The following is a 19,385-nucleotide window of genomic DNA, read 5'->3' on the forward strand; positions in this document are numbered from 1 at the left end:
GTGGGGGTCGGCGTCGGCGTGGGGGTCGGCGTCGGCGTGGGGGTCGGCGTCGGTGTGGGGGTCGGCGTCGGTGTGGGGGTCGGCGTCGGCGTGGGAGTCGGCGAAGACCCGCCCGCTGCCGCTGCGGCTATCCCGCCGGCCGCTGCTGCGGCGAGGACGAATTTCACCGCGCCGCCTCCACCATGGCCCGGGCGACGCGGATGTTTCGGCTTGTGCGTGGTTGGGGGCGTCTGTCCGCCAGTTTCGGCAAGAACGGGACTAACAACCATTGAGGAAATAGCTGTAAGTACGAGGATTTTCCCCGCGATTTTCCTCTGGTTGCGCATCTTTGTTCCCCCAAAAGGCCGCAATGTAAACAACGATATGGAAACAACAAGTTATGTCATCTCGGATCAATAATCAAAGGACAAACATTTGGCAGGCTGTCCTCATATGAGCCGGCAAGGAATTTTCCTCTTTGCTATTCTATTTCAGTATCTTAACCATTCTTCCATGCGTGATCGGCGCTATCGTTCGTGATTGGCTGAATAATCTGTCACTTATACTTCATGATTCCATCATGCCCCGATCGTCGATCGGCGACGATATCCCCAGTCGGCTCAATTCCAAGGTGACTTCTCATGTCCGCGATGATCAGCCTATTGAAACTCAAGTCGCGCCCATAGACTTCGACAGGTCGACCAAGCTAGCTAACCGCGCAGGATCCCGAGCGAGAGCGACGCGAGGAAAGTGGCAATGGAATTATCGTGCTTTGTGTATCCCGGCTGGGAACCGCGCATCCGCCCGGCCGCCGCCAGGCGAGCGTGGATGGACGACGCGCCGGAATCTTTCCCTTATCGTTGCCTTCCCCTCGGCATCGCCAACAGTCACGGTTGGGAAATTCTCAGCCCCTGCGGGTTCGAGGCTGTCTGGAACGGTGGCAACGCGGTCGAGGACGTGACGGTCACCGCCGATGCGGACGCCGGGTCGGATGGACGCCCGGTCGCGCTTTTCGGGCAAGGCACGTTCACCCTTCACATCGCGGGGCTGTTGCGAACCACGCCGGGCTGGAATCTTTATGTCTCGGGGCCACCGAACAGTTTCAAGGACGGCGTAGCGCCACTGACCGGCATTATCGAAACCGATTGGTCGCCTTACAGTTTCACCATGAACTGGCGGCTGACGCGACCGCATCACCCGGTGCGGTTCGAGGAAAATGAGCCGATTGCGCACATCTTCCCGGTGCAGCGCGGTCTGGTCGAGAGCACCGCGCCGACATTCGTGTCGATCGACGATGCGCCCGAACTCAAGGCGATGTTTGAGCAATGGTCGCGCTCGCGTGACGCCTTCCAGGCGCAAGTGCGCGCCCACCCGCCCGAGAAGCCGTCCGAGCGGTGGCAGAAGCTCTATTATCGCGGCCAGAATCCAGACGGTACCTGTCCGGTCACGGATCATAAGACCAAGCTCCAGATTCGACCGTTCGCGCATGCCGAACTGACCGGCGGCGCGCCCGATGCGATGGCGAAACCGGCGCGGGGCGATGCCCGGCCCGGCGCAACGCCCGAGTCGGCCGCACCACGGCCCGATCACGAACGCGCGAAATATGAGTGGCTGCTCGATACGCTCGAACGGCAACGCGCGCTCTCCGCCAATGCGAGCGAAATCTTCGTCGGGGAGGAACTGACCAGCGAGGAATTTCTCGACGAATATTATGCGCCCGGCCGTCCCGTGGTCATCGCTGGAGAAATCGGGTCCTGGCCGGCGCTCGAACGCTGGAACCCGGCATATTTGCGCGACAAGCTCGGCAGCGTCACGATCGAGTATCAGGGCGGACGCACCGCCAGCGCCGATTTCGAGCGCTTCAAGGACGTCCACAAGCGGCAGATGCCGTTCGATCGTTTCATCGAGATGATCGAGACCGAACCGGGGAACGATGCCTATCTCACCGCCTACAATTCGGCGGGCAATGCCGCCGCCCTTGCGCCGCTACAGGCCGATATCGGCCGTCTGGACAAGTTCCTGGCCCAAGACGACGGGGATCCCGGCGGCATGATGTGGATCGGTCCGCAGGGCACCTTCACCGCGCTTCACCACGACCTGACCAACAATCTGCTCGTGCAAGTTATGGGGCGCAAGCGTATCATTCTCGCTGCTGCGACCGAACTTCCCAAGCTATACAATGACAAGCATGTGTTTAGCAAGGTCAGGGACGTCACCGATCCGGGTCTCGATCTCAATGCCTTTGGTAACCTGCAGAATGTGCGCTTCCACGAAGTCAATCTCCAACCGGGCGAAGCATTGTTCATCCCGATTGGATGGTGGCACCAGGTCGAATCCCTCGATTTTTCGGTCTCAATCACCTATACTAATTTCAAATGGAGGAATGATTTCTTTCGGGAATACCCAGCGGCGTAGGATTAACGTGCTTGAAGCCGACCGATAGAATTCTCGATCACTCGGTGTCCGGCACGTGGCCTAACCGGGCGCGCTCTCCAAATGCAATTCGCCGAAGATTCTTGAACCCACCGCAAAGCTTTTGTCACGCAAAAACAGCATGATAAATCGCTTGACTGGCGACCCTGCGAAAGCTCGATTCGAATGAAGAGGCACATCGAATCCGGAAGTGGTGCCGACCTGTCGGCTTCAAGAATGCCGACTCGTCACTTGAATCTGAGGGTTCAAAAAACCCCCAGAAAAACCCTAGTTTTCAAAATTGAGCGCTGCAGCGCCTTGATTGAGGCGTCAAAAAAGACTATAGAATAATGCGTTAGGTGGTGCCGGTTACAGGAATCGAACCCGTGACCTTCGGTTTACAAAACCGCTGCTCTACCAGCTGAGCTAAACCGGCATCCGGCCGCTCCATGCGTCAGACGACGCCGAAGGTCCAGCCCTCGCGGCGCGCGATATCGGCCGTCAGGTCCGGCGGATTCCACAAATCGGCGCGCCGGGCATTGGCGCGCAGCCAGGCTGCGGTGAGGATCGCGTCAGTGGCATGATCGGTATAGCGGGAGAGCGGCGCGTGTGGTTTCGATCCCATCACGGCAAGCGCCACGTCCAGCGTTGCGCCGTCGCGGAACTTGCTCAGGCCCTTGCGCTTGCCCGCCGCGCGGGCAGCGATCGAGGTATAGATCTCGACGATCATGGCACCCTTGTCGGGCACCGGATCGAACGGCCAGACGGGAATCGCTGCGCCGAGATGGTGCAGCAACCGCATGCCGGCGAAGCTCGCCTTCGCCACCTGTGCCGCCCCGATCGCATCATAGAGGGAAGAGGGCTTGTGCCCACCGCCCGCCTTGTAGTGCATCTCGCTGCGGCGGAGGTGGATGAAACCGGCCTTCGGCCCGTCGGCCGCGCCGAGATAGAAATGCCGCCCGCGCCGGCTTTCCAGGAAGGATGCCGCGCCGAGATCCATGTCGGGGCTGGAAGCATCGACATAGCCCCAGAAAGCACGCGAGGTGACCGGCGTATCCTCCCCGGGCAGATAGGCGCCGCGCTCGAGGATCGGCGGCGAGAAGCTGAAATCGAACCCCGTCAGCAGCGGCTCGTCGGCGCGGGCGCGAAGCCATTCGAGGATCTCGGTGCGCGACCAGGCCTTGCCCGGCGGATCGACGATCACGGGCGCGGCGTCGCCTGCGTCGCATAGCGCCAGCGCAATGCCGGGATGGGATTGGCCTTTGGCGCCCGACCAGTCGATCGCGGCGAAACGGGTGAAATGATCAGGGGCGGTCGCCACCATGCCTCGCTCGTTGCGCGCCGGAGGCGCGGTCCCACCAGGCGCGCTCGATCAGCACGCGCAGGCGCTCCGGATCGGCTGCCGCTGATCGCACCAGCACACAGGGCCAGCCCGCATATTGCGGTGTCTGCCAGAAACAGTCCGGATCGGTCTCGATCAGCACGCCGATCTCCTCGCGCGTCGCGCGCAGCACGAAATCGCCCGGCGTCCGCCCCTCCGACACGATCTGTTTCCCGCGCACCTGCGGCGAGGTCGATCCTCGCGCGCCGGCACCCATCGACACGCCCGGCAAGGTCAGGGCGAAGGCGACTGCCTCGTCCCAGCTGAAGCTCATGCCTTGGCTTTGCGCGGCTTCGGGCGCGGTCGTGCAGCGCTCCAGTCGCGAGACCGTTCGATCATCGCATGGACTCGCTCCGGATCGTCGCTGTCGTAGCGCACCAGCACCCCGGGCCAGCCTTCATAATGCGGGGTCTGCCAGAAGGTGTCCGGATCGGTCTCCATCAGCATTTCCTTGGTGTCGATGTCGATCGCGAGCACGAAGGAATCCGCCTCCCGGCTGGGATGGAGAAAGGCGCGACCGTTCGACACGATCTTGATCGCCGGCTTGCCATAGCTGGTCGATATCTCCGTATCGGGCAGCCCCAGTGCGAATGCCGTGACACCGTTCCAGTCGAGACTCATTCGCCGCGCTCCTTCAGCTCCTGCCAATAGGCCATTCGCTCCGATATCCGTTTTTCCACGCCGCGGTCGGTCGGGCTGTAGAAGGTCTGGGGGCTCATCTCCTCGGGCCAGTAATTGGATCCGGAGAACCCTTCCGACGTGTCATGGTCATAGGCATAGCCCTTGCCATAGCCGATATCCTTCATCAGCTTGGTCGGGGCGTTGAGGATGTTCTGCGGCGGCATCAGCGATCCGGTTTCCTTCGCGCTGCGCCAGGCGGCCTTCTGTGCCGCATAGGCCGCGTTCGATTTGGGCGCGACGGCGCAATAGAGACAGGCCTGCGCGATCGCGAGCTCGCCCTCGGGTGAGCCGAGGAACTCATACGCATCCTTGGCGGCGAGGCATTGCACCAGCGCATTGGGGTCGGCCAGCCCGATATCCTCGCTGGCGAACCGCGTGATGCGGCGGAGCACGTAGAGCGGCTCCTCGCCCGCCGTCAGCATGCGCGCGAGATAATAGAGCGACGCTTGCGGGTCGGACCCACGCATCGATTTATGCAGCGCGGAGATGAGGTTGTAATGTCCTTCGCGATCCTTGTCGTAGACGGCAACGCGCCGTTGCAGGAACGCCGACAGCCCCGCCGGATCGAGCGGCTCGGGCAGGTCGACCGAGAACAGCGTCTCGGCCTGGTTGAGCAGGAAGCGCCCGTCGCCATCGGCGCTGGCGATCATCGCGTCGCGTGCCTCGGACGTGAGGGGCAGGGGGCGGTCCATCGTCTCCTCGGCGCGGTCGAGCAGCTTGCCGAGCGCCGCCGCGTCGAGGCGATGAAGGATGAGCACCTGCGCGCGGCTCAGCACCGCGGCGTTCAGCTCGAACGAGGGGTTTTCGGTGGTCGCGCCGACCAGGGTGACGGTGCCGTCCTCGACATAGGGCAGGAAGCCGTCCTGCTGCGCGCGGTTGAAGCGGTGGATCTCGTCCACGAACAACAAGGTGCGCTTGCCGATCCGGGCATGCTCGCGGGCCTCGGCGAAGGCCTTTTTCAGGTCGGCGACGCCGGAGAACACCGCCGAGATCGCGACGAATCGCAGGTCCACCGCATCGGCCAGCAACCGGGCGATGGTGGTCTTGCCGGTGCCGGGAGGGCCCCACAGGATCATCGACGACAGACGCCCCGCCGCGACCATCCGCCCGATCGCACCCTCCGGACCCGTCAGATGCTCCTGCCCGACGACATCCTCCAGCCGCTGCGGCCGCAGCCGGTCAGCGAGCGGCGCATTCTCCGTCAGCGTGTCGCGGGCAGGGGGATCATAGGTGGCAAAAAGGTCGGCCATGCAGAGGAACATAGGGTGGCCGGCCGATTGTAGCCACCCCGGCAAAACCATTGTCGCTTCCCCGGCGAAGGCCGGGGTCCAGTTGGGAAAGCTGCAATGATGATGATGCGCAGTCGCTGTTCCCCCTCTGTCTCCCAGCCGTGCCCCGGCCTACGCCGGGGAAGAAAGGGAAAAATTTCCTCTTGTCAAAACCGACTCAAGATATATCTTAGACGCATCGTGATACACAAAAGGAAAGACGATACATGTTTCATCATATGCGTGGCCGCGACTGCGGCCCCCGGGGTGGGCGCTTCACGCGCGGCCCCTTCTCCTTCCAATGGGAAGTGCACGGGCACGGCGAGCGCGGCGGCCGCAGTCGCCGGATGTTCGACGGCAGCGAGCTTCGCCTCGTCCTGCTCAAGCTGATCGAGGAGCAGCCGCGTCACGGCTATGACCTGATCCGCGACATCGAGGAGCGCACCGGCGGCGCCTATGCGCCGAGCCCCGGCGTGATCTACCCGACCCTGACCATGCTCGACGACATGGGCCTGATCGAGGAGCAGAAATCGGAAGGGTCGAAGAAGCTCTACGCGATCACCAATGCCGGGCAGGCGCTGCTCACCGAGCGCGAGGAAGAGGTCGAGGCGCTCTTCGCCCGGCTCGAGGATCTCGGCTCGATGCGCGAGCGCACCAGCGGCGGCCCGGTCCGTCGCGCCATGGGCAACCTCAAGGCCGTGCTGCAGCAGAAGCTCGGCGCCGGCGAGGTCGATGGCGACACGCTGCACCACATCGCGGCGCTGATCGACGAGGCCGCACAGAAGATCGAGCGGCTGAAGTAAGCGCGTGACGCGCCTGCAATTGCTGCGCCGGCGGCTGGGCATCGACCCGGTCGCCGGTTCCGACGACCCGACAAGGAAAGGACCGCGCTCATGGACAGCGCAACCGCCCGCGTGCCCACCACAAGCGGCAGCAAATATCTCCAGCAGCTCTGCAAGCACTGGCAGCACAACCTGACCGTGGAATTCACGCCTGAGCATGGCACCGTGGTTTTCCCGAAGGACGCGCGTGGCGCCGACTATCCGGGGGATGGGCTGGTGACCTTCGATGCCCGTTCCGACGCGCTGGACGTCAGGATCGATGCGACCTCGCCCGAGCAGCTCGAAGGCCTGAAGGGCGCCGTCGCCCGCCATCTCGACCGCTTCGCCTTCCGCGAGGCACCGCTGCCCTTCGACTGGAAGCACGCCAGCTAGAGTCGTTCCGACCAAGCCTAACCGTCATGCCGGACTTGTTCCGGCATCCACGGTGCCGCACATCCATCGGCACTTTGGTTTGCGGCGCCGTGGACCCCGGAACAAGTCCGGGGTGACGCGTCGATTTGGTCGCACTCGACTATCAAATGGGCGCCCGGCAAATGGGCGCCTGGCCGCGTCGGCCGATGACGATCCGACTATTTCCCCCGTCGCTCGAGCACCGCCAGATACGTGTCGAGCACCGCCTGGTTGATCGTTTCCCACCGATAGCCGGCGGCCTTGGCGTGCCCGGCTTCCCCGGCCGAATGGCGGAAGCCGTCATCCTCGCAGAAGCGCTGCAACGCGTCCGCATAGCCCTGGATGTCGGTCGGATCGACGATCAGCCCGGTGACGCCGTCATCGATCAGCCCCACCGCGCCCGATGCCCGCGCCGCGACCACCGGCACCTTTGCTGCCATCGCCTCGAGCGTGACGTTGCCGAAGGTCTCCGTCACGCTGGGGTTGAAGAACACGTCCATCGACGCGACCGCGCGGCCCAGATCGTCGCCCGACTGGAACCCGGCGAACACCGCGTCCGGAATCTCCTGCGCGAACCAGTCACGCGCGGGGCCTTCGCCGACCACCAGAGTCTTGTGCCGCACGCCCCGCGCGTCGAGCGCGTGCATCGCCTCGGCGAAGACGTCGAGGCCCTTTTCCTTCACCAGCCGGCCGAGGAAACCGACCGCGATCTCGTCATCGGCGATGCCCAGGCCGCGGCGCCATTCCATGTCGCGGCGCCCGGGATTGAACCGGTCGTGGTTCACCCCGCGCGACCAGCGCGAGATATGCGCCGTCACGCCCCAGTCGCGCAGGATCTCGCCCATCATCTGGCTCGGCGCCAGCACTTCGTCGACGCGCGAATAGAATTTGCGCTGGGCGTTGATGATGATCGGCTCGAGGAAACCGATGCCGTAATAGCGGACATAGGTCTCGAAGCGCGTGTGATAGGACGCGACCGAGGCAATCTCGTTCTTCTCGGCATATCGCACCGCGGCATGCCCCAGCCAGTCGGGCGCGGAGACATGGATCAGGTTCGGCGCGAAGGCGTCGACGTCAGCCCGTGTCTTCGCCGGCATGCCCCGCGCGAGCTTGTATTCCGCGCGGCCGGCGGGAAGCTTGAGCGACGGCACGCTGACCAGGTCGCCCGTCGGGGCGAAGGCGGGGCGTCGGCTGGTCGGGGAATAGACGCGCACCGTCGCCCCCTGTTTCAGCAAATGGCCGACGAGAAGATTGAGCGCCTGGTTCGCGCCATCGCGCGTATAATTGTAGTTGCCGCTGAACAGCGCGACGCGGAGGTCTTTCGCTTGCATGGCGGGCGCATATACCTGCCGGAGCGAAACGCCAATCTCCGCGCGGAGCGCGCCCGGGTTAAATTCCGTTCATGCGGGGAGGTGAATCGGGGCCATGAGTGTCCTACGTTCAGACGCGAAGGAGACTTTAATGACCGATCTGTCCGATTTCCCGATCACCAGACGCTGGCCTGCGCAGCATCCCGACCGCATCCAGCTTTATTCGCTGCCGACGCCGAATGGCGTAAAGGTGTCGATCATGCTCGAGGAAACCGGGCTGGCCTATGAGCCGCACCTCGTCGATTTCGCCACCAACGACCAGAAATCGCCTGAATTCGTTTCGCTCAACCCGAACGGCAAGATACCGGCGATGATCGATCCCAACGGACCGGGCGGCAAGCCGCTTGGCCTGTTCGAAAGCGGCGCGATCCTGCTCTACCTCGCCGGCAAGACGGGCAAGTTCATCCCTTCCAATCCCACTGGCCGTTGGGAGGCGACCCAATGGGTGATGTTCCAGATGGGCGGCGTCGGGCCGATGTTCGGCCAACTCGGCTTCTTCAACAAATTCGCCGGCAAGGACTGGGAGGACAAGCGTCCGCTCGGCCGGTACGTTGACGAATCGAAGCGCCTGCTCGGCGTGATGGACGGCGCACTGGCCGGCAAGGACTGGTTCCTCGGCGGTGACTATACGATCGCGGACATCTCGATGCTTGGCTGGGTGCGCAATCTGATCGGTTTCTACGAGGCACGCGATCTGGTCGGCTTCGATGACTTCAAGAATGTCGGCGCCTGGCTCGAACGCGGCCTCGCGCGGCCTGCGGTGCAGCGCGGCCTGACCATTCCCGCAAAGCCGGCCTGATCGCCACTTGACCTCACCCATCACGTCACCCCGGACTTGTTCCGGGGGCCACCGTGCCGCACGTCATCGGCCTTGAGGCTGGTGGAACGGTGGATGCCGGAACTAATCCGGCATGACGAAGTGTGGGTGCTCGGAAAAGTTTGTTCCCCCCTCGTTCTTTTCTCGCTAAGGCCACTCCATGGCGAAACCCCAGAAACGCTATGTCTGTCAGGCCTGCGGATCGGTCGCGAACCGCTGGGCGGGGCAGTGCGCCGATTGCGCGGAATGGAACACGCTGGTCGAGGAAGTCGGCGGCACCGTCACCCCCTTCCAGGCCAAGCATAACCTCCAGTCCGGTGGCCGCGCGATGACGATGGTCGGACTCGACGCCGAAGTCGCCTTGCCCGAACGCCTGCCGAGCGGCATCGCTGAATTCGATCGGGCGTTGGGTGGCGGTTTCGTCGAGGGGTCGGCAACGCTGATCGGCGGCGATCCCGGTATCGGCAAATCGACGCTGCTGCTCCAGGCGGCGGCGAAGATGGCGCTGGCCGGTCTTTCGGTCGCCTATGTTTCGGGCGAAGAGGCGGCCGATCAGGTCCGCCTGCGCGCGCGACGGCTCGGTCTCGGCCATGCGCCCGTGCAGCTTGCCGCTGCTACCTCTACGCGCGATATCCTGACGACCATGCGTCAGGGGCCGGCACCCGCCCTGCTGGTGATCGATTCGATCCAGACCATGCATTCGGACCTGATCGAGGGCGCCCCAGGCACGGTCAGCCAGGTCCGCGCCTCGGCGCAGGAACTGATCCGCTTCGCCAAGGAACGCGGCACCGCCGTGGTGCTGGTCGGCCATGTCACCAAGGACGGCAGCATCGCCGGCCCGCGCGTGCTCGAACATATGGTCGATACGGTGCTCAGCTTCGAAGGCGAGCGCAGCCACCAATACCGCATCCTCCGCGCGATCAAGAACCGCTTCGGCGGCACTGACGAGATCGGCGTGTTCGCGATGGTGGCGGAAGGGCTGGCCGAGATTTCCAACCCGAGCGCGCTGTTCCTGACGCAGCGCGACGAGGGCGTGACCGGCACGACCGTGTTCCCCGCGCTCGAGGGTACACGCCCCGTGCTGGTCGAGATCCAGGCGCTGGTCGTCCGCCTCGCCAGCGGCGCCACGCCGCGCCGTGCGGTGGTCGGCTGGGATTCGGGTCGGCTGGCGATGGTCCTGGCGGTGCTGGAGGCACGATGCGGCCTCAGCTTCTCGTCCTGCGAAGTCTATCTCAACATCGCCGGCGGCTACCGCGTACAGGATCCCGCCGCGGATCTGGCGGTGGCGGCGGCGCTTGTTTCGGCCCTGTCCGAGCGGCCGGTGCCGCCGGACGCCGTCGCCTTTGGCGAGATCGCGCTGTCGGGCGAGATCAGGCCCGTCGCGCACGGCGCGCTCAGGCTCAAGGAATCGGGCAAGCTCGGGTTCGAGCGCGCTCTGGTGCCGGCGGCGATCACCAATGAGAAGACCCCGCTCAAGCTGTCGGGTTTCCGCACGCTCGGTCAGTTCGTTGACCATATGCTGGGGCGCGGCTAGCGCTGGACGCCGAAGACACCTACCTGCCATTCGTGCCGGGCAGAAACCGGGCTTGTCGAGAGCCCGCTGCCGGCAGTGAACCGGGGGAAAGCCAAGGCGTATCATGGGACTGACCGCACTCGACATCCTCGTACTGATCGCGGTCGGCGGGGCCGCCATCCTCGGCCTGATGCGTGGCTTCGTGACCGAGATTCTCTCGCTGTTCGCCTGGGTCGCGATCGTCTTCGCGCTCAAGCTGTTCCACAGTCCGCTGACTCAGGTCCTGTCGGGTTCGGTCGGCACGACCACTGGCGCCGCGGTGCTGTCCTTCGCGATCATCGCCGGCGTCACCTATTTCGCCGGACGCGCGGTCGCAAACGCGTTGGGATCGCGCACCCGCGATTCGGTCATGGGTCCGGTCGATCGCGCGCTTGGCTTCGGCTTCGGTGCGCTGAAGGGCCTGATCCTCGCCAGCCTCGGCTTCCTGCTCGTCGCGCTGATGACGGATACGGTGCGCGGCGGCCCGACTCATCGCCCCGAATGGCTGACCTCGGCTCGGACCTATCCGCTGCTCAACACGACCAGCGCGAGCATCGCCGATTTCGTCGATCGCCGGCGCAAGGGCAAACCCGTGTTCGGCGCCGCGGACAATGCCGTGGAAGCAGCGAATGTCAGCGAGGCGCGCCCGTGAACGCCCCGCTTTACAATGCCGAGATCCTGCGCCTCGCCGCGACCATCCCGCATCACGATCGGCTGACCGATCCCATGGGCAGCTCGGAAAAGCGCTCGCCCGTCTGCGGCAGTCGCGTGACGGTGGACGTCAATGTGGACGATCAGGGACGGGTGAGCGAAGTCGGCCTGCTGGTGCGAGCCTGCGCGCTCGGTCAGGCATCCTCGTCGCTGATGGGTGCCAGCGTGATCGGCAAATCGCCTGAGGAACTCGCTATCGCGCGCGACGCGCTGACGGCATGGCTGGCAGGCGAGGGGCCCTTGCCCGACTGGCCAGGTTTCAACCTGTTCACCCCCGCGCTGCCGCACAGCGCGCGCCATGCCTCGATCCGGCTGGCCTTCGAGGCAGCCGCCGAGGCCGCCGAAGCCGCCCGTACGAGGCTCCACGCATGAGCGAATCCCTGCTGTTCGACGCAGTGGTCCTGCTCGGCTCCGGTCTCGTCTTCGTACTGATCTTCCGCCGCTTCGGGCTCGGCGCAACCCTGGGCTATCTCGTCGCGGGCGCCGTGGTCGGGCCGCAGGCGCTTGGCCTGGTCGGCGGTGCCGAATCGAAGATCGGCGTGGCAGAACTCGGCATCACGCTCCTCCTGTTCATCGTCGGGCTCGAGCTCAATCCGCAGCGGTTGTGGCAGTTGAAGAAGGAGATTTTCGGTCTGGGCCTGATGCAGGTCGTGCTGTGCGGTATCGCGGTATCGCTGGTGGTGTGGCTGATCACGCAATCCTCGCTTGCCGCCGCGCTGGCGCTTGGCCTGCCGCTTGCCCTGTCCTCGACCGCGCAGGTGCTCCCGATGCTGCAATCGGCCGGCCGAATGCGCACCCCGTTCGGTGAGCGCGCTTTCTCGATCCTGCTGTTCCAGGATCTGTCGATCGTCCCGCTGATCACCATCGTCGCGGTGATGTCGCGCAACCCGGCCGACGCCGCGGGTCCGCCGGGCTGGCAGCTCTTCCTCTACACCATCGTCGCAGTCGCCGGCCTGGTGCTGCTCGGGCGCTATGCGCTGCGTCCCCTGTTCCGCATCATCGGCAATATGGGCGAGCGCGAGATGTTCGTCTTCGCCGGCCTGTTCACCGTCATCGCCGCAGCGGCGATCATGGAGGCGCTGCACCTGTCGACCGCGCTCGGCGCGTTCGTCGCCGGCGTGATGCTTGCCGACAGCCCCTACCGGCACGAGCTCGAGGCAGATGTCGAGCCGTTCCGTTCGATCCTGCTCGGCCTGTTCTTCCTTGCGGTCGGCATGATGCTCGATTTGCATGCCATCGCGGAGCGGCCCTTTTTCGTGGTCGGCATGGCGCTGGCGCTGATCACCACCAAGCTCGTGATCATCATGGGCATCGGCCTGCTCTTCAAGATGACGTGGCGCGGTGCGCTCGCGCTCGGCCTGCTGCTCAGCCAGGGCGGCGAATTCGGCTTCGTGCTGTTCGCCCAGGCGCAGAACGCGATGTTGATCGAACCCTCCGCGGCGAGCCTGTTCGGCGCGATCGTCACCTTGTCGATGGCGACCACGCCCTTCCTGATGAAGGCAACCGAGCGTATTCGCACCGAGCCCGAGACCGACGGCGGCACCCGCGAAGGCCCGATCTCGGATGGCGCGAACGCGTTGATTGTCGGTTATGGGCGCTTCGGCCAGACGGTCGGGCAGATGCTGATCGCGCAGGGCGTGCCGGTCACCCTGATCGACACCGATATCGAGATGATCGACGTAGCGGGCAGTTTCGGCGCGAAAGTCTATTACGGCGACGGCACCAGGCTCGACATGCTGCGTCAGGCGGGCGGCGCCGATGCGGAGCTGATCCTGTTCTGCACCGACGGGGACCAGATCACGCCCGAGATGGTCGAGGCCGTGCATGAGGCCTTCCCCCGGGCGGCGATCTTCGTGCGGGCCTATGACCGGCGCTCGCTGATCAAGCTGAAGGGCGCGCCGGTACGCGGCGTGGTGCGCGAAGTGCTCGAATCCGCGATCAAGATGGCGCGCATGGCGCTGTCGAGCCTCGGCGTCGACGACGAGGAGATCGCCCGGACCGAGGACATGTACCGCGCCCGCGACAAGGAACGGCTCAAGGCCCAGGTCGAGGCCGGCGATCTGCGTGCCGCGGTCGACAAGGTCATCACGCAACCCTTGCGCGGCGCGGAAGACGCAGGATGAAGAACCGCTCGCTCGCCGCGCGGATCGGTTTTGCGCTGGCTGGCTGGAAGGCCGCATGGGCGCGCGAGCGGAGTTTCAGGACTCAGGCGTGGTGCGCGCTGCTCGCCTTCATTGCCCTGTGCGTGTTGCAGCCCTCGCCGATCTGGTGGGCCTTCGTCGTCCTGGTCTGCGCGCTGGTGCTCGCGCTCGAGCTGATCAACAGCGCGCTCGAGGCGCTGATCGACCTGCTCCACCCCGAGATCCACCCCGAGATCAAGGTCATCAAGGACATGCTGGCCGGCGCCGTGCTGGCGATCAGCTGCGCGGCGCTGTTCGGGGCGGTCGTCCTCGGATCGGCCTATGTCTGGGCGCAATTGCTCTCGCTGGAGAGCTGAAGGAGCCGCCATGAACCCGATCGTCCTTTTCGCAGCGCTGTCCGGCGCGCTCGCCGTCGCCGCCGGTGCGTTCGGCGCCCATGGCGCAAGCGGCCCCGCGGTCGACTGGCTCAAGACCGGTGCGCAATATCAGCTGCTTCACGCGATCGGGGCGCTCGCGGTGCTGCGGCTCGACGCCAAGGGGCCGGCAGTCCTGTTCCTCGCCGGCGGCGCGATCTTTGCCGGCACGCTGTATCTCATGGCGCTCGGTCTGCCGCGCTGGCTCGGCGCGATCACCCCGATCGGCGGGGTGCTGCTGATCGCAGGCTGGCTGTGGCTTGCCTGGCTCGCCACGCGCAGGGGCTAGGCACCGCGCGTTCGATCCAGTCGTGCCGGGCGGAGATCGCGCGGGCGCAGCTATGTCGGCAACTCTCCGCGTGTTCCATATCAGTGCCCATTCTGGGTCACCGTCTTTTCAATAAGTAGCTGATATATAATAATATTATTTAAGGGGCTCGGTGGTTTGGCGGGAGATATGGGACAAGGTGGTGTCCCATATCTCTTGCCGCTCGTCCTTCTGCCGCCGCCGATTCAATCATGGGACAGGATCTGGCATGTCATCCCCTGCCGGGGGGTGCACCGGCTCGTTCTTTACTTAATTGTCGGAAAAAGGCTGCGAACGCGCCGGTGCCGCGTATTCGCTATCCTAATGGATAGTGAACTTGCTCCGCCTTTCTTCTCATGTCATCCTGTCGATCGATCGGCACATGTCGACGACCCGAGGAGAGGACAACATGAAGAAAGCCATTTTCCTGGCGGCGGCCGCCTGTGCCGCCTGTTTGACCGTCCCGGCTTCGGCAGGACCGAACCTGCCGACCAAGCCGATCGAGCAGAAATATTATGCCGATGGCGCCTGGACGGTTGCCCAGAGCTTCACCCCCGCCGGTTGTGACTCAAAGGGCAATGCCTGCGACATCTTCTACCCGGCCAATCTCGGCGCGAACGGCGTTCATCATCCGATCATCGTCTGGGCGAACGGATCGGGCACCACGCCGATCCCGGCTACCACCTATGCCTATCTGCTCCGCCATCTCGCCTCATGGGGCTTCGTCGTCATCGCGACGCGTGACGGCACGACCGGCACCGGCCAGACCGTGATCGACAGCGCCAACTATATCAAGGCGCGCAACACCGACAGCGGCAGCATCTTCTACGGCAAGCTCGATACCACGCGGATCGGCGCGATGGGCCATTCGCAGGGCGCCTCGGGCGCGGTCAACGCGATGCTGAAATCGGGCGGGGCGATCCGCACCGCGGTGACCTTCCATCTGCCGCGCCAGTCCTGGTGCAATCCCGCCAGCAATTGCTTGCTGACGAGCGACCTGGCGGCGGCGACGAGCGGATCGATCCTCTATGTCAGCGGTTCGACCGACATATTGATCTCGCCCGATACCCAGCTCATTCCGCCGGGTCAGCTCAACTCGCTGACCGCCTATTACAACGCGACGCCGGCGCCGCTGCTCAAGGCCAAGGGGCTCATCAAGGGCACCGCGCATAACGACGTGCAGGGCAACCCGACCTGCGCCGGGGCCGCCTTTCCGTGCAGCAACGGCGTCCATGGCTATCTCGGCTATTCGACCGCCTGGATGATGTGGCAGCTGATGGGCGCCGCCGACGGCCGCCAGGCCTTTGTCGCCTCGGGCGGCGAGATCTTCACCGAGACGACCAACTGGCAGGGGGTGGCGAGCAACATCCCCTGATCCCGCACTTTCGCTTCGACGGGGTTGCCGATACGCTGCGGCAACCCCCGAGAGGATCACGTGACGGCATCATCATCGACCAAAGCGCCGGACACGCCTTCGATCCGCCAGCAGCGGCTGCAGAATACCGGCAAGGCGATCCTGGCGAGCGCCGTCGATCATTTCTCGCGGCGCGGCTTCGAAGGCGCATCGCTGCGCGACATCGCGCTGGATGCCGGCGTCCGGCACGGCATGATCCGCCATATCTACCGGACCAAGGAAGAGCTGTGGCGCCAGGCGATCGCCTTCCTGTTCGATCGCATGGAACGCGAGCTGCCGGCCTCGCTGTCGGTGTCCGAGCCCAAAGGCGGCGTGGCCGGCTTCAAGGCCTTTATCCGCTGGTATGTCGGCTATTGCGCCCGGCATCCGGAACATGCCCGGCTGATGGTGCAGCTCTCGATCCTCGAAGGCCCCGAGCTCGAATGGACCGCCGAACGCTATATCGGCCAGGGCTATCGCTGGTACCAGCCGGTCGTCGAGCGGCTGCGCGAGAGCGGCAATCTGCCCGACGTCGATCCGCTGACGCTATCGCTCATGCTCACTGCCGCCTGCCAGATGCCCTATCTGCTCGCGCCGGAAATACGGGCCGTGGCAGGTCGCGACGTCCACGCGCCGGCCGAGATCGACGCGCATGCGGAGGCGGTGATCCGGGTGTTCCTGCGGGAATGATGCTTCCGGGCTAGCGGCGCGCTTCGGGGGCGCACTGGGAGGCGCGTTCCCGTTCTTCGTCTGAAATGGTGCCGTCGCCGTCGCTGTCGAGGCAGGGAAAGGCGGCCAGTCTGACGTCCAGCATCTCGCCATGCGTGAGATAGCCGTCGCCATTGATATCTTCGGCACGGAAATCCGCCGCGATGTCGCGCCTCAGACGCTCGATCTCCGCTGGCACGACCGGAAGCCGGGTCAGCGCCTTCTCGCCCATCGCCGTCCATTCGGCGCGGCTCAGCCGGCCATCGCGATCGCTGTCGGACGCGCGGATGACAGCGGTCATCGCCGCGTCGCAACTGGCTCGGATCGAGCAGGAGGGCGGCGGTTCTTGAGCGGCGAGCGCCAGGAGCAGGAGCATCATGATATTCCTTCGCTGGCGTCAGCGTATCGACAAGCTGTGCATTGGTTCCGTTCCGGAACAATTAACCACGGACTGTTACGCTGAGACAATGACCGGCTCCAGGTGCACCCTTTGCAAGCGCAATGTCGATCGGGCGGCGATGAGCCGCTGCCGCGACAACCGGTGCCCGTCGCGTTCGCGCAATGCCCGCGCCTCGTCCAGCGTGCTGGTGGGGGGCGGCATCGGCCTGCTGATCCTCGGTTCGATCGTTATGGGAACCTGGCTGCTCGCAGCACCGGGCAAGAGCGCTGGCGCTTCCGATAGCGAGGCCGCCACGCCCGAGAGCCGGGCTGAGGCGTCACGCCAGGCCATCAACGGTGCCGGGACCAATGTCGTGAAATGGCTCGACACGCTCGTTTCGGCGCCAAAGGCGCCACCCGCTGAACGGGCGGCGGATGTGCAGGACAGCTCGGTGCCCGATCCGCGTGCTGGATCGCGCGTGATGAACTTCTCCTGCTCGGGCGCGATGTCGGCGAGCCGGTCGCGCATCTGCACTGACTGGACGCTCGCCACCGTCGATTATAATCTGTCGCTCTTCTACCGCTCGGCGCTCGCCCGCGCGAAGAATCCGGAAGCGCTGCGTCGCGCCAATGCCGTGTGGCTGGCCCGGCTCGACAAGCTCGGCAACGACACGGACGAGCTGATTCAATTCTATTCCGACTGGCGCGCCGACCTCGCGCGCTTCTGACCGGGCTTATCCGCCCCGGGCGGTGTCCAGGAACGCGCCGACGTCTTTCAGATCCACCGATTTGTCGAGGAAGGTCCGGCCGATTCCGTGCGCGAGCAGGAAGGGCAGGGTGCCCGCATCCATCTTCTTGTCGTGGAGCATATGCCCGACCAGCGTGTCGCTCCCCGCATCGATGCCCGCGGCCGCGACGCTGTCGGGCAGGCCGACAGCGCGCAGATGCGCTGCCACCCGCGCCGCATCCTGGCCGGACGCCAGTCCCCTCGCGGCGGAATAGCCGAACGCCAGCGCCATGCCCGCGCCGACGGCCTCGCCGTGGAGCAGCCGATCGGAAAAGCCCGCTTCCGCTTCCAGCGCATGCCCGAAGGTGTGGCCGAGGTTGAGCAGCGCCCGCACGCCGGTCGTCTCGCGCTCGTCGGCGGCAACGATGCGCGCCTTGGCTGCGACGGAATGGGCGATGGCATATTCGCGCGCGCGCGGGTCGCCAGCGAGCAGCGCCGCCGCATTGGCCTCGCACCATTCGAAAAAGGCGACATCGTCGATCAGCCCATATTTCACGACTTCGGCATAGCCGGCGCGGACCTGGCGCAGCGGCAGCGTATCGAGCACCTGCGGATCGATCAGCACGATGGCAGGCTGGTGGAAGGCGCCGATCAGATTCTTGCCCGCGCGCGCATTGATCGCGGTCTTGCCGCCGACCGAGGAATCGACCTGCGCCAGCAAGGTGGTCGGGATCTGGACGAAGCCGCAGCCGCGCTTCACGATCGCCGTGGCGAAGCCGACCAGGTCGCCGATCACGCCGCCGCCCAGCGCGATCACATGGTCGCCGCGCTCGACGCCCAGGTCGAGCAACCGGTCGGTCAGCAGCTCCAGCGTCGCCCAGCTCTTCGATCCTTCGCCCGGCGCCAGCACGATTGCCTCGCTCGCGACGCCGACGGCGGTCAACGAGGCCTGCAGGGTCGCAAGATGCGGCAGCACATTCTCGTCGGTGACGATCGCCATGGTCCGTCCGCGCGACAGCGGCGCGAGATACGCTCCCGCCCGTGCCAGCAACCCGTCCTCGATCACCACCTCATAGCTGCGCGCGCCGAGGGAAACGGTGATGCTGGTCATAAGCGCAGGGCTTTCAGGATCGAGTTCACGGTCGATTCGTGCGGCGCGTGATGGCTGGGCACACGGAGATGAGCGAGCGCGTAGATCGGATTGCGCACCCTGGCCAGTTCGTCGAGCACCTGACGCGGATCGCGATTGCGCAGCAGCGGCCGGGTGTCGCGGCGCCCCACCCGGTCGGCGAGCACCGCGGGATTCGCGTCGAGCCAGATCGACAGCGCCTGTTTCAGGATCAGCGCGCGGGTTTCGTCGTTGATGAAGGCCCCGCCACCCGTCGCGATCACCTTGGGCGTGCCGTCGATCAGCCGGGCGATCACGCGCCGCTCGCCGTCACGGAAATGCGCTTCGCCGAATCGCTCGAAGATATCGGCGATCGACATGCCGGCGGCCGCCTCGATCTCCGAATCGGCATCGACGAAGGGCAGGCGCAGGCGCGCCGCGAGGCGGCGGCCGACGGTGGATTTGCCGGCGCCCATCAGCCCGACAAGGACAATCGGCAGGCCGGTCCAGTCCGGGATGGGGGGGCGTCTTTGCAACATGGAAACGGGGGCTATACAGCGAGCCCGCGTCTCGGGCAAAAGGCCGCGCGCAGTAGAATTTCTCACGTCCGTCATAACGCGTCTGTACAAGGTTCGCTCATGTCCCGTCCGCTGATAGCGCTCATCGTCATCCTGGTTGTCGTGGTCGGGGGCCTGTTTGTCCTGGCCGGACGTACGAACGAGAAGCCGCTGACCCGCGTCGAGAAGGTAGTACCGCTTGCGAATCTCTCGAACTAGCGTCGCGCTCGGCGCGATTGCCGCGGTACTT

At 65.1% G+C, this 19,385-nt stretch carries 22 protein-coding genes and 1 tRNA gene; 14 read left to right on the forward strand and 9 right to left on the reverse strand.

Annotated elements, in window-relative coordinates; genetic code table 11:
* Nucleotides 1-735 precede the first annotated feature (735 nt).
* Nucleotides 736-2,394 carry a DUF6065 family protein gene (locus WC729_RS12895; RefSeq protein WP_372853334.1) on the forward strand — a complete coding sequence of 553 codons (1,659 nt, stop codon included), beginning with the start codon at nucleotides 736-738 and terminating at the stop codon, nucleotides 2,392-2,394.
* Nucleotides 2,395-2,751: 357 nt separating this feature from the next.
* On the opposite strand, the gene WC729_RS12900 is transcribed toward WC729_RS12895, so the two are convergent.
* The 5 genes from WC729_RS12900 to WC729_RS12920 form a co-directional block, all read right to left on the reverse strand.
* Nucleotides 2,752-2,827, reverse strand: a tRNA-Thr gene (locus WC729_RS12900).
* An 18-nt stretch (nucleotides 2,828-2,845) separates the two neighbouring features.
* Nucleotides 2,846-3,715: a hypothetical protein gene (locus WC729_RS12905; protein WP_372853336.1), complete on the reverse strand. Its 870-nt coding sequence runs from the start codon at nucleotides 3,713-3,715 to the stop codon at nucleotides 2,846-2,848.
* Nucleotides 3,696-4,046, reverse strand: a complete 351-nt coding sequence (locus WC729_RS12910) for a hypothetical protein (protein WP_372853338.1) — start codon at nucleotides 4,044-4,046, stop codon at nucleotides 3,696-3,698. Before WC729_RS12910 ends, WC729_RS12905 begins: the two co-directional genes overlap by 20 nt.
* Nucleotides 4,043-4,393: an MmcQ/YjbR family DNA-binding protein gene (locus WC729_RS12915; RefSeq protein ID WP_372853340.1), complete on the reverse strand. Its 351-nt coding sequence runs from the start codon at nucleotides 4,391-4,393 to the stop codon at nucleotides 4,043-4,045. The genes WC729_RS12910 and WC729_RS12915 overlap by 4 nt, the downstream gene beginning before the upstream one ends.
* Entirely contained in the window at nucleotides 4,390-5,703 is a 1,314-nt protein-coding gene (locus tag WC729_RS12920; RefSeq protein WP_372853342.1) for a replication-associated recombination protein A, read from the reverse strand. Before WC729_RS12920 ends, WC729_RS12915 begins: the two co-directional genes overlap by 4 nt.
* A 245-nt stretch (nucleotides 5,704-5,948) precedes the next feature.
* Here WC729_RS12920 and WC729_RS12925 point away from each other — a divergent pair, with 245 nt between their 5' ends.
* Both WC729_RS12925 and WC729_RS12930 read left to right on the forward strand, forming a co-directional pair.
* The gene (locus tag WC729_RS12925) at nucleotides 5,949-6,524 is read left to right on the forward strand and encodes a PadR family transcriptional regulator (protein ID WP_372853344.1); all 576 of its coding nucleotides are present in this window, start codon (nucleotides 5,949-5,951) and stop codon (nucleotides 6,522-6,524) included.
* A gap of 90 nt (nucleotides 6,525-6,614) precedes the next feature.
* A complete protein-coding gene (locus tag WC729_RS12930; protein ID WP_372853346.1) occupies nucleotides 6,615-6,935 on the forward strand; it encodes a DUF2218 domain-containing protein in 321 nt (106 codons plus the stop codon).
* A gap of 197 nt (nucleotides 6,936-7,132) precedes the next feature.
* On the opposite strand, the gene WC729_RS12935 is transcribed toward WC729_RS12930, so the two are convergent.
* Complete coding sequence (locus WC729_RS12935) at nucleotides 7,133-8,284, reverse strand: glycosyltransferase family 4 protein (protein WP_372853348.1); 1,152 nt, start codon at nucleotides 8,282-8,284, stop codon at nucleotides 7,133-7,135.
* 130 nt (nucleotides 8,285-8,414) lie between these two features.
* Between WC729_RS12935 and WC729_RS12940 the strand changes: the two genes are divergently transcribed.
* The 9 genes from WC729_RS12940 (at nucleotide 8,415) to WC729_RS12980 (ending at nucleotide 16,347) form a co-directional block, all read left to right on the forward strand.
* Nucleotides 8,415-9,122 carry a glutathione S-transferase family protein gene (locus WC729_RS12940; RefSeq protein ID WP_372853350.1) on the forward strand — a complete coding sequence of 236 codons (708 nt, stop codon included), beginning with the start codon at nucleotides 8,415-8,417 and terminating at the stop codon, nucleotides 9,120-9,122.
* A 178-nt stretch (nucleotides 9,123-9,300) separates the two neighbouring features.
* Nucleotides 9,301-10,674: a DNA repair protein RadA gene (gene radA, locus WC729_RS12945; protein ID WP_372853352.1), complete on the forward strand. Its 1,374-nt coding sequence runs from the start codon at nucleotides 9,301-9,303 to the stop codon at nucleotides 10,672-10,674.
* Between the two features lie 103 nt (nucleotides 10,675-10,777).
* A complete protein-coding gene (locus WC729_RS12950; RefSeq protein WP_372853355.1) occupies nucleotides 10,778-11,344 on the forward strand; it encodes a CvpA family protein in 567 nt (188 codons plus the stop codon).
* On the forward strand, nucleotides 11,341-11,775 hold the full coding sequence (locus WC729_RS12955) for an iron-sulfur cluster assembly scaffold protein (protein ID WP_372853358.1): 435 nt from the start codon (nucleotides 11,341-11,343) through the stop codon (nucleotides 11,773-11,775). The genes WC729_RS12950 and WC729_RS12955 overlap by 4 nt, the downstream gene beginning before the upstream one ends.
* A complete protein-coding gene (locus WC729_RS12960; protein WP_372853360.1) occupies nucleotides 11,772-13,526 on the forward strand; it encodes a cation:proton antiporter in 1,755 nt (584 codons plus the stop codon). Before WC729_RS12955 ends, WC729_RS12960 begins: the two co-directional genes overlap by 4 nt.
* Nucleotides 13,523-13,900 (forward strand): diacylglycerol kinase, encoded by a 378-nt coding sequence (locus WC729_RS12965; protein ID WP_372853362.1) that lies wholly within the window; start codon nucleotides 13,523-13,525, stop codon nucleotides 13,898-13,900. Before WC729_RS12960 ends, WC729_RS12965 begins: the two co-directional genes overlap by 4 nt.
* A 10-nt stretch (nucleotides 13,901-13,910) precedes the next feature.
* Nucleotides 13,911-14,246 (forward strand): DUF423 domain-containing protein, encoded by a 336-nt coding sequence (locus WC729_RS12970; protein WP_372853364.1) that lies wholly within the window; start codon nucleotides 13,911-13,913, stop codon nucleotides 14,244-14,246.
* Nucleotides 14,247-14,673: 427 nt separating this feature from the next.
* Nucleotides 14,674-15,639 (forward strand): hypothetical protein, encoded by a 966-nt coding sequence (locus WC729_RS12975; RefSeq protein ID WP_372853366.1) that lies wholly within the window; start codon nucleotides 14,674-14,676, stop codon nucleotides 15,637-15,639.
* A gap of 60 nt (nucleotides 15,640-15,699) precedes the next feature.
* Nucleotides 15,700-16,347 carry a TetR/AcrR family transcriptional regulator gene (locus tag WC729_RS12980; protein WP_372853368.1) on the forward strand — a complete coding sequence of 216 codons (648 nt, stop codon included), beginning with the start codon at nucleotides 15,700-15,702 and terminating at the stop codon, nucleotides 16,345-16,347.
* Between the two features lie 10 nt (nucleotides 16,348-16,357).
* Here WC729_RS12980 and WC729_RS12985 read toward each other — a convergent pair whose 3' ends face one another.
* Nucleotides 16,358-16,744: a hypothetical protein gene (locus WC729_RS12985; RefSeq protein ID WP_372853370.1), complete on the reverse strand. Its 387-nt coding sequence runs from the start codon at nucleotides 16,742-16,744 to the stop codon at nucleotides 16,358-16,360.
* Between the two features lie 139 nt (nucleotides 16,745-16,883).
* Here WC729_RS12985 and WC729_RS12990 point away from each other — a divergent pair, with 139 nt between their 5' ends.
* The gene (locus WC729_RS12990) at nucleotides 16,884-17,471 is read left to right on the forward strand and encodes a hypothetical protein (RefSeq protein WP_372853372.1); all 588 of its coding nucleotides are present in this window, start codon (nucleotides 16,884-16,886) and stop codon (nucleotides 17,469-17,471) included.
* 6 nt (nucleotides 17,472-17,477) lie between these two features.
* Here the strand turns inward: WC729_RS12990 and aroB are convergent, their stop codons facing one another.
* Together aroB and WC729_RS13000 are read right to left on the reverse strand one after the other, a co-directional pair.
* On the reverse strand, nucleotides 17,478-18,581 hold the full coding sequence (aroB, locus tag WC729_RS12995; RefSeq protein ID WP_372853374.1) for a 3-dehydroquinate synthase: 1,104 nt from the start codon (nucleotides 18,579-18,581) through the stop codon (nucleotides 17,478-17,480).
* The gene (locus tag WC729_RS13000) at nucleotides 18,578-19,117 is read right to left on the reverse strand and encodes a shikimate kinase (protein WP_372853376.1); all 540 of its coding nucleotides are present in this window, start codon (nucleotides 19,115-19,117) and stop codon (nucleotides 18,578-18,580) included. The genes aroB and WC729_RS13000 overlap by 4 nt, the downstream gene beginning before the upstream one ends.
* A gap of 99 nt (nucleotides 19,118-19,216) precedes the next feature.
* Between WC729_RS13000 and WC729_RS13005 the strand changes: the two genes are divergently transcribed.
* The gene (locus WC729_RS13005; RefSeq protein WP_372853378.1) at nucleotides 19,217-19,354 is read left to right on the forward strand and encodes a hypothetical protein; all 138 of its coding nucleotides are present in this window, start codon (nucleotides 19,217-19,219) and stop codon (nucleotides 19,352-19,354) included.
* Nucleotides 19,355-19,385: the final 31 nt, after the last annotated feature.

This window comes from Sphingomonas sp. (assembly GCF_041661825.1).
Taxonomy (GTDB): Bacteria; Pseudomonadota; Alphaproteobacteria; order Sphingomonadales; family Sphingomonadaceae; genus Sphingomonas.

What these genes read in the sequence shown, in the direction of transcription:
- WC729_RS12935 (WP_372853348.1), bottom strand. Translation starts at nt 8,284, where the DNA reads ATGCAAGCGAAAGACCTCCGCGTCGCGCTGTTCAGCGGCAACTACAAT.
- WC729_RS12905 (WP_372853336.1), bottom strand. Translation starts at nt 3,715, where the DNA reads ATGGTGGCGACCGCCCCTGATCATTTCACCCGTTTCGCCGCGATCGAC.
- aroB (WP_372853374.1), bottom strand. Translation starts at nt 18,581, where the DNA reads ATGACCAGCATCACCGTTTCCCTCGGCGCGCGCAGCTATGAGGTGGTG.
- WC729_RS12950 (WP_372853355.1), top strand. Translation starts at nt 10,778, where the DNA reads ATGGGACTGACCGCACTCGACATCCTCGTACTGATCGCGGTCGGCGGG.
- WC729_RS12895 (WP_372853334.1), top strand. Translation starts at nt 736, where the DNA reads ATGGAATTATCGTGCTTTGTGTATCCCGGCTGGGAACCGCGCATCCGC.
- WC729_RS12915 (WP_372853340.1), bottom strand. Translation starts at nt 4,393, where the DNA reads ATGAGTCTCGACTGGAACGGTGTCACGGCATTCGCACTGGGGCTGCCC.
- WC729_RS12925 (WP_372853344.1), top strand. Translation starts at nt 5,949, where the DNA reads ATGTTTCATCATATGCGTGGCCGCGACTGCGGCCCCCGGGGTGGGCGC.
- WC729_RS12990 (WP_372853372.1), top strand. Translation starts at nt 16,884, where the DNA reads ATGAGCCGCTGCCGCGACAACCGGTGCCCGTCGCGTTCGCGCAATGCC.
- WC729_RS12960 (WP_372853360.1), top strand. Translation starts at nt 11,772, where the DNA reads ATGAGCGAATCCCTGCTGTTCGACGCAGTGGTCCTGCTCGGCTCCGGT.
- WC729_RS12920 (WP_372853342.1), bottom strand. Translation starts at nt 5,703, where the DNA reads ATGGCCGACCTTTTTGCCACCTATGATCCCCCTGCCCGCGACACGCTG.
- WC729_RS13005 (WP_372853378.1), top strand. Translation starts at nt 19,217, where the DNA reads ATGTCCCGTCCGCTGATAGCGCTCATCGTCATCCTGGTTGTCGTGGTC.
- WC729_RS12910 (WP_372853338.1), bottom strand. Translation starts at nt 4,046, where the DNA reads ATGAGCTTCAGCTGGGACGAGGCAGTCGCCTTCGCCCTGACCTTGCCG.
- WC729_RS12970 (WP_372853364.1), top strand. Translation starts at nt 13,911, where the DNA reads ATGAACCCGATCGTCCTTTTCGCAGCGCTGTCCGGCGCGCTCGCCGTC.
- radA (WP_372853352.1), top strand. Translation starts at nt 9,301, where the DNA reads ATGGCGAAACCCCAGAAACGCTATGTCTGTCAGGCCTGCGGATCGGTC.
- WC729_RS12965 (WP_372853362.1), top strand. Translation starts at nt 13,523, where the DNA reads ATGAAGAACCGCTCGCTCGCCGCGCGGATCGGTTTTGCGCTGGCTGGC.
- WC729_RS12930 (WP_372853346.1), top strand. Translation starts at nt 6,615, where the DNA reads ATGGACAGCGCAACCGCCCGCGTGCCCACCACAAGCGGCAGCAAATAT.
- WC729_RS12975 (WP_372853366.1), top strand. Translation starts at nt 14,674, where the DNA reads ATGAAGAAAGCCATTTTCCTGGCGGCGGCCGCCTGTGCCGCCTGTTTG.
- WC729_RS12985 (WP_372853370.1), bottom strand. Translation starts at nt 16,744, where the DNA reads ATGATGCTCCTGCTCCTGGCGCTCGCCGCTCAAGAACCGCCGCCCTCC.
- WC729_RS13000 (WP_372853376.1), bottom strand. Translation starts at nt 19,117, where the DNA reads ATGTTGCAAAGACGCCCCCCCATCCCGGACTGGACCGGCCTGCCGATT.
- WC729_RS12940 (WP_372853350.1), top strand. Translation starts at nt 8,415, where the DNA reads ATGACCGATCTGTCCGATTTCCCGATCACCAGACGCTGGCCTGCGCAG.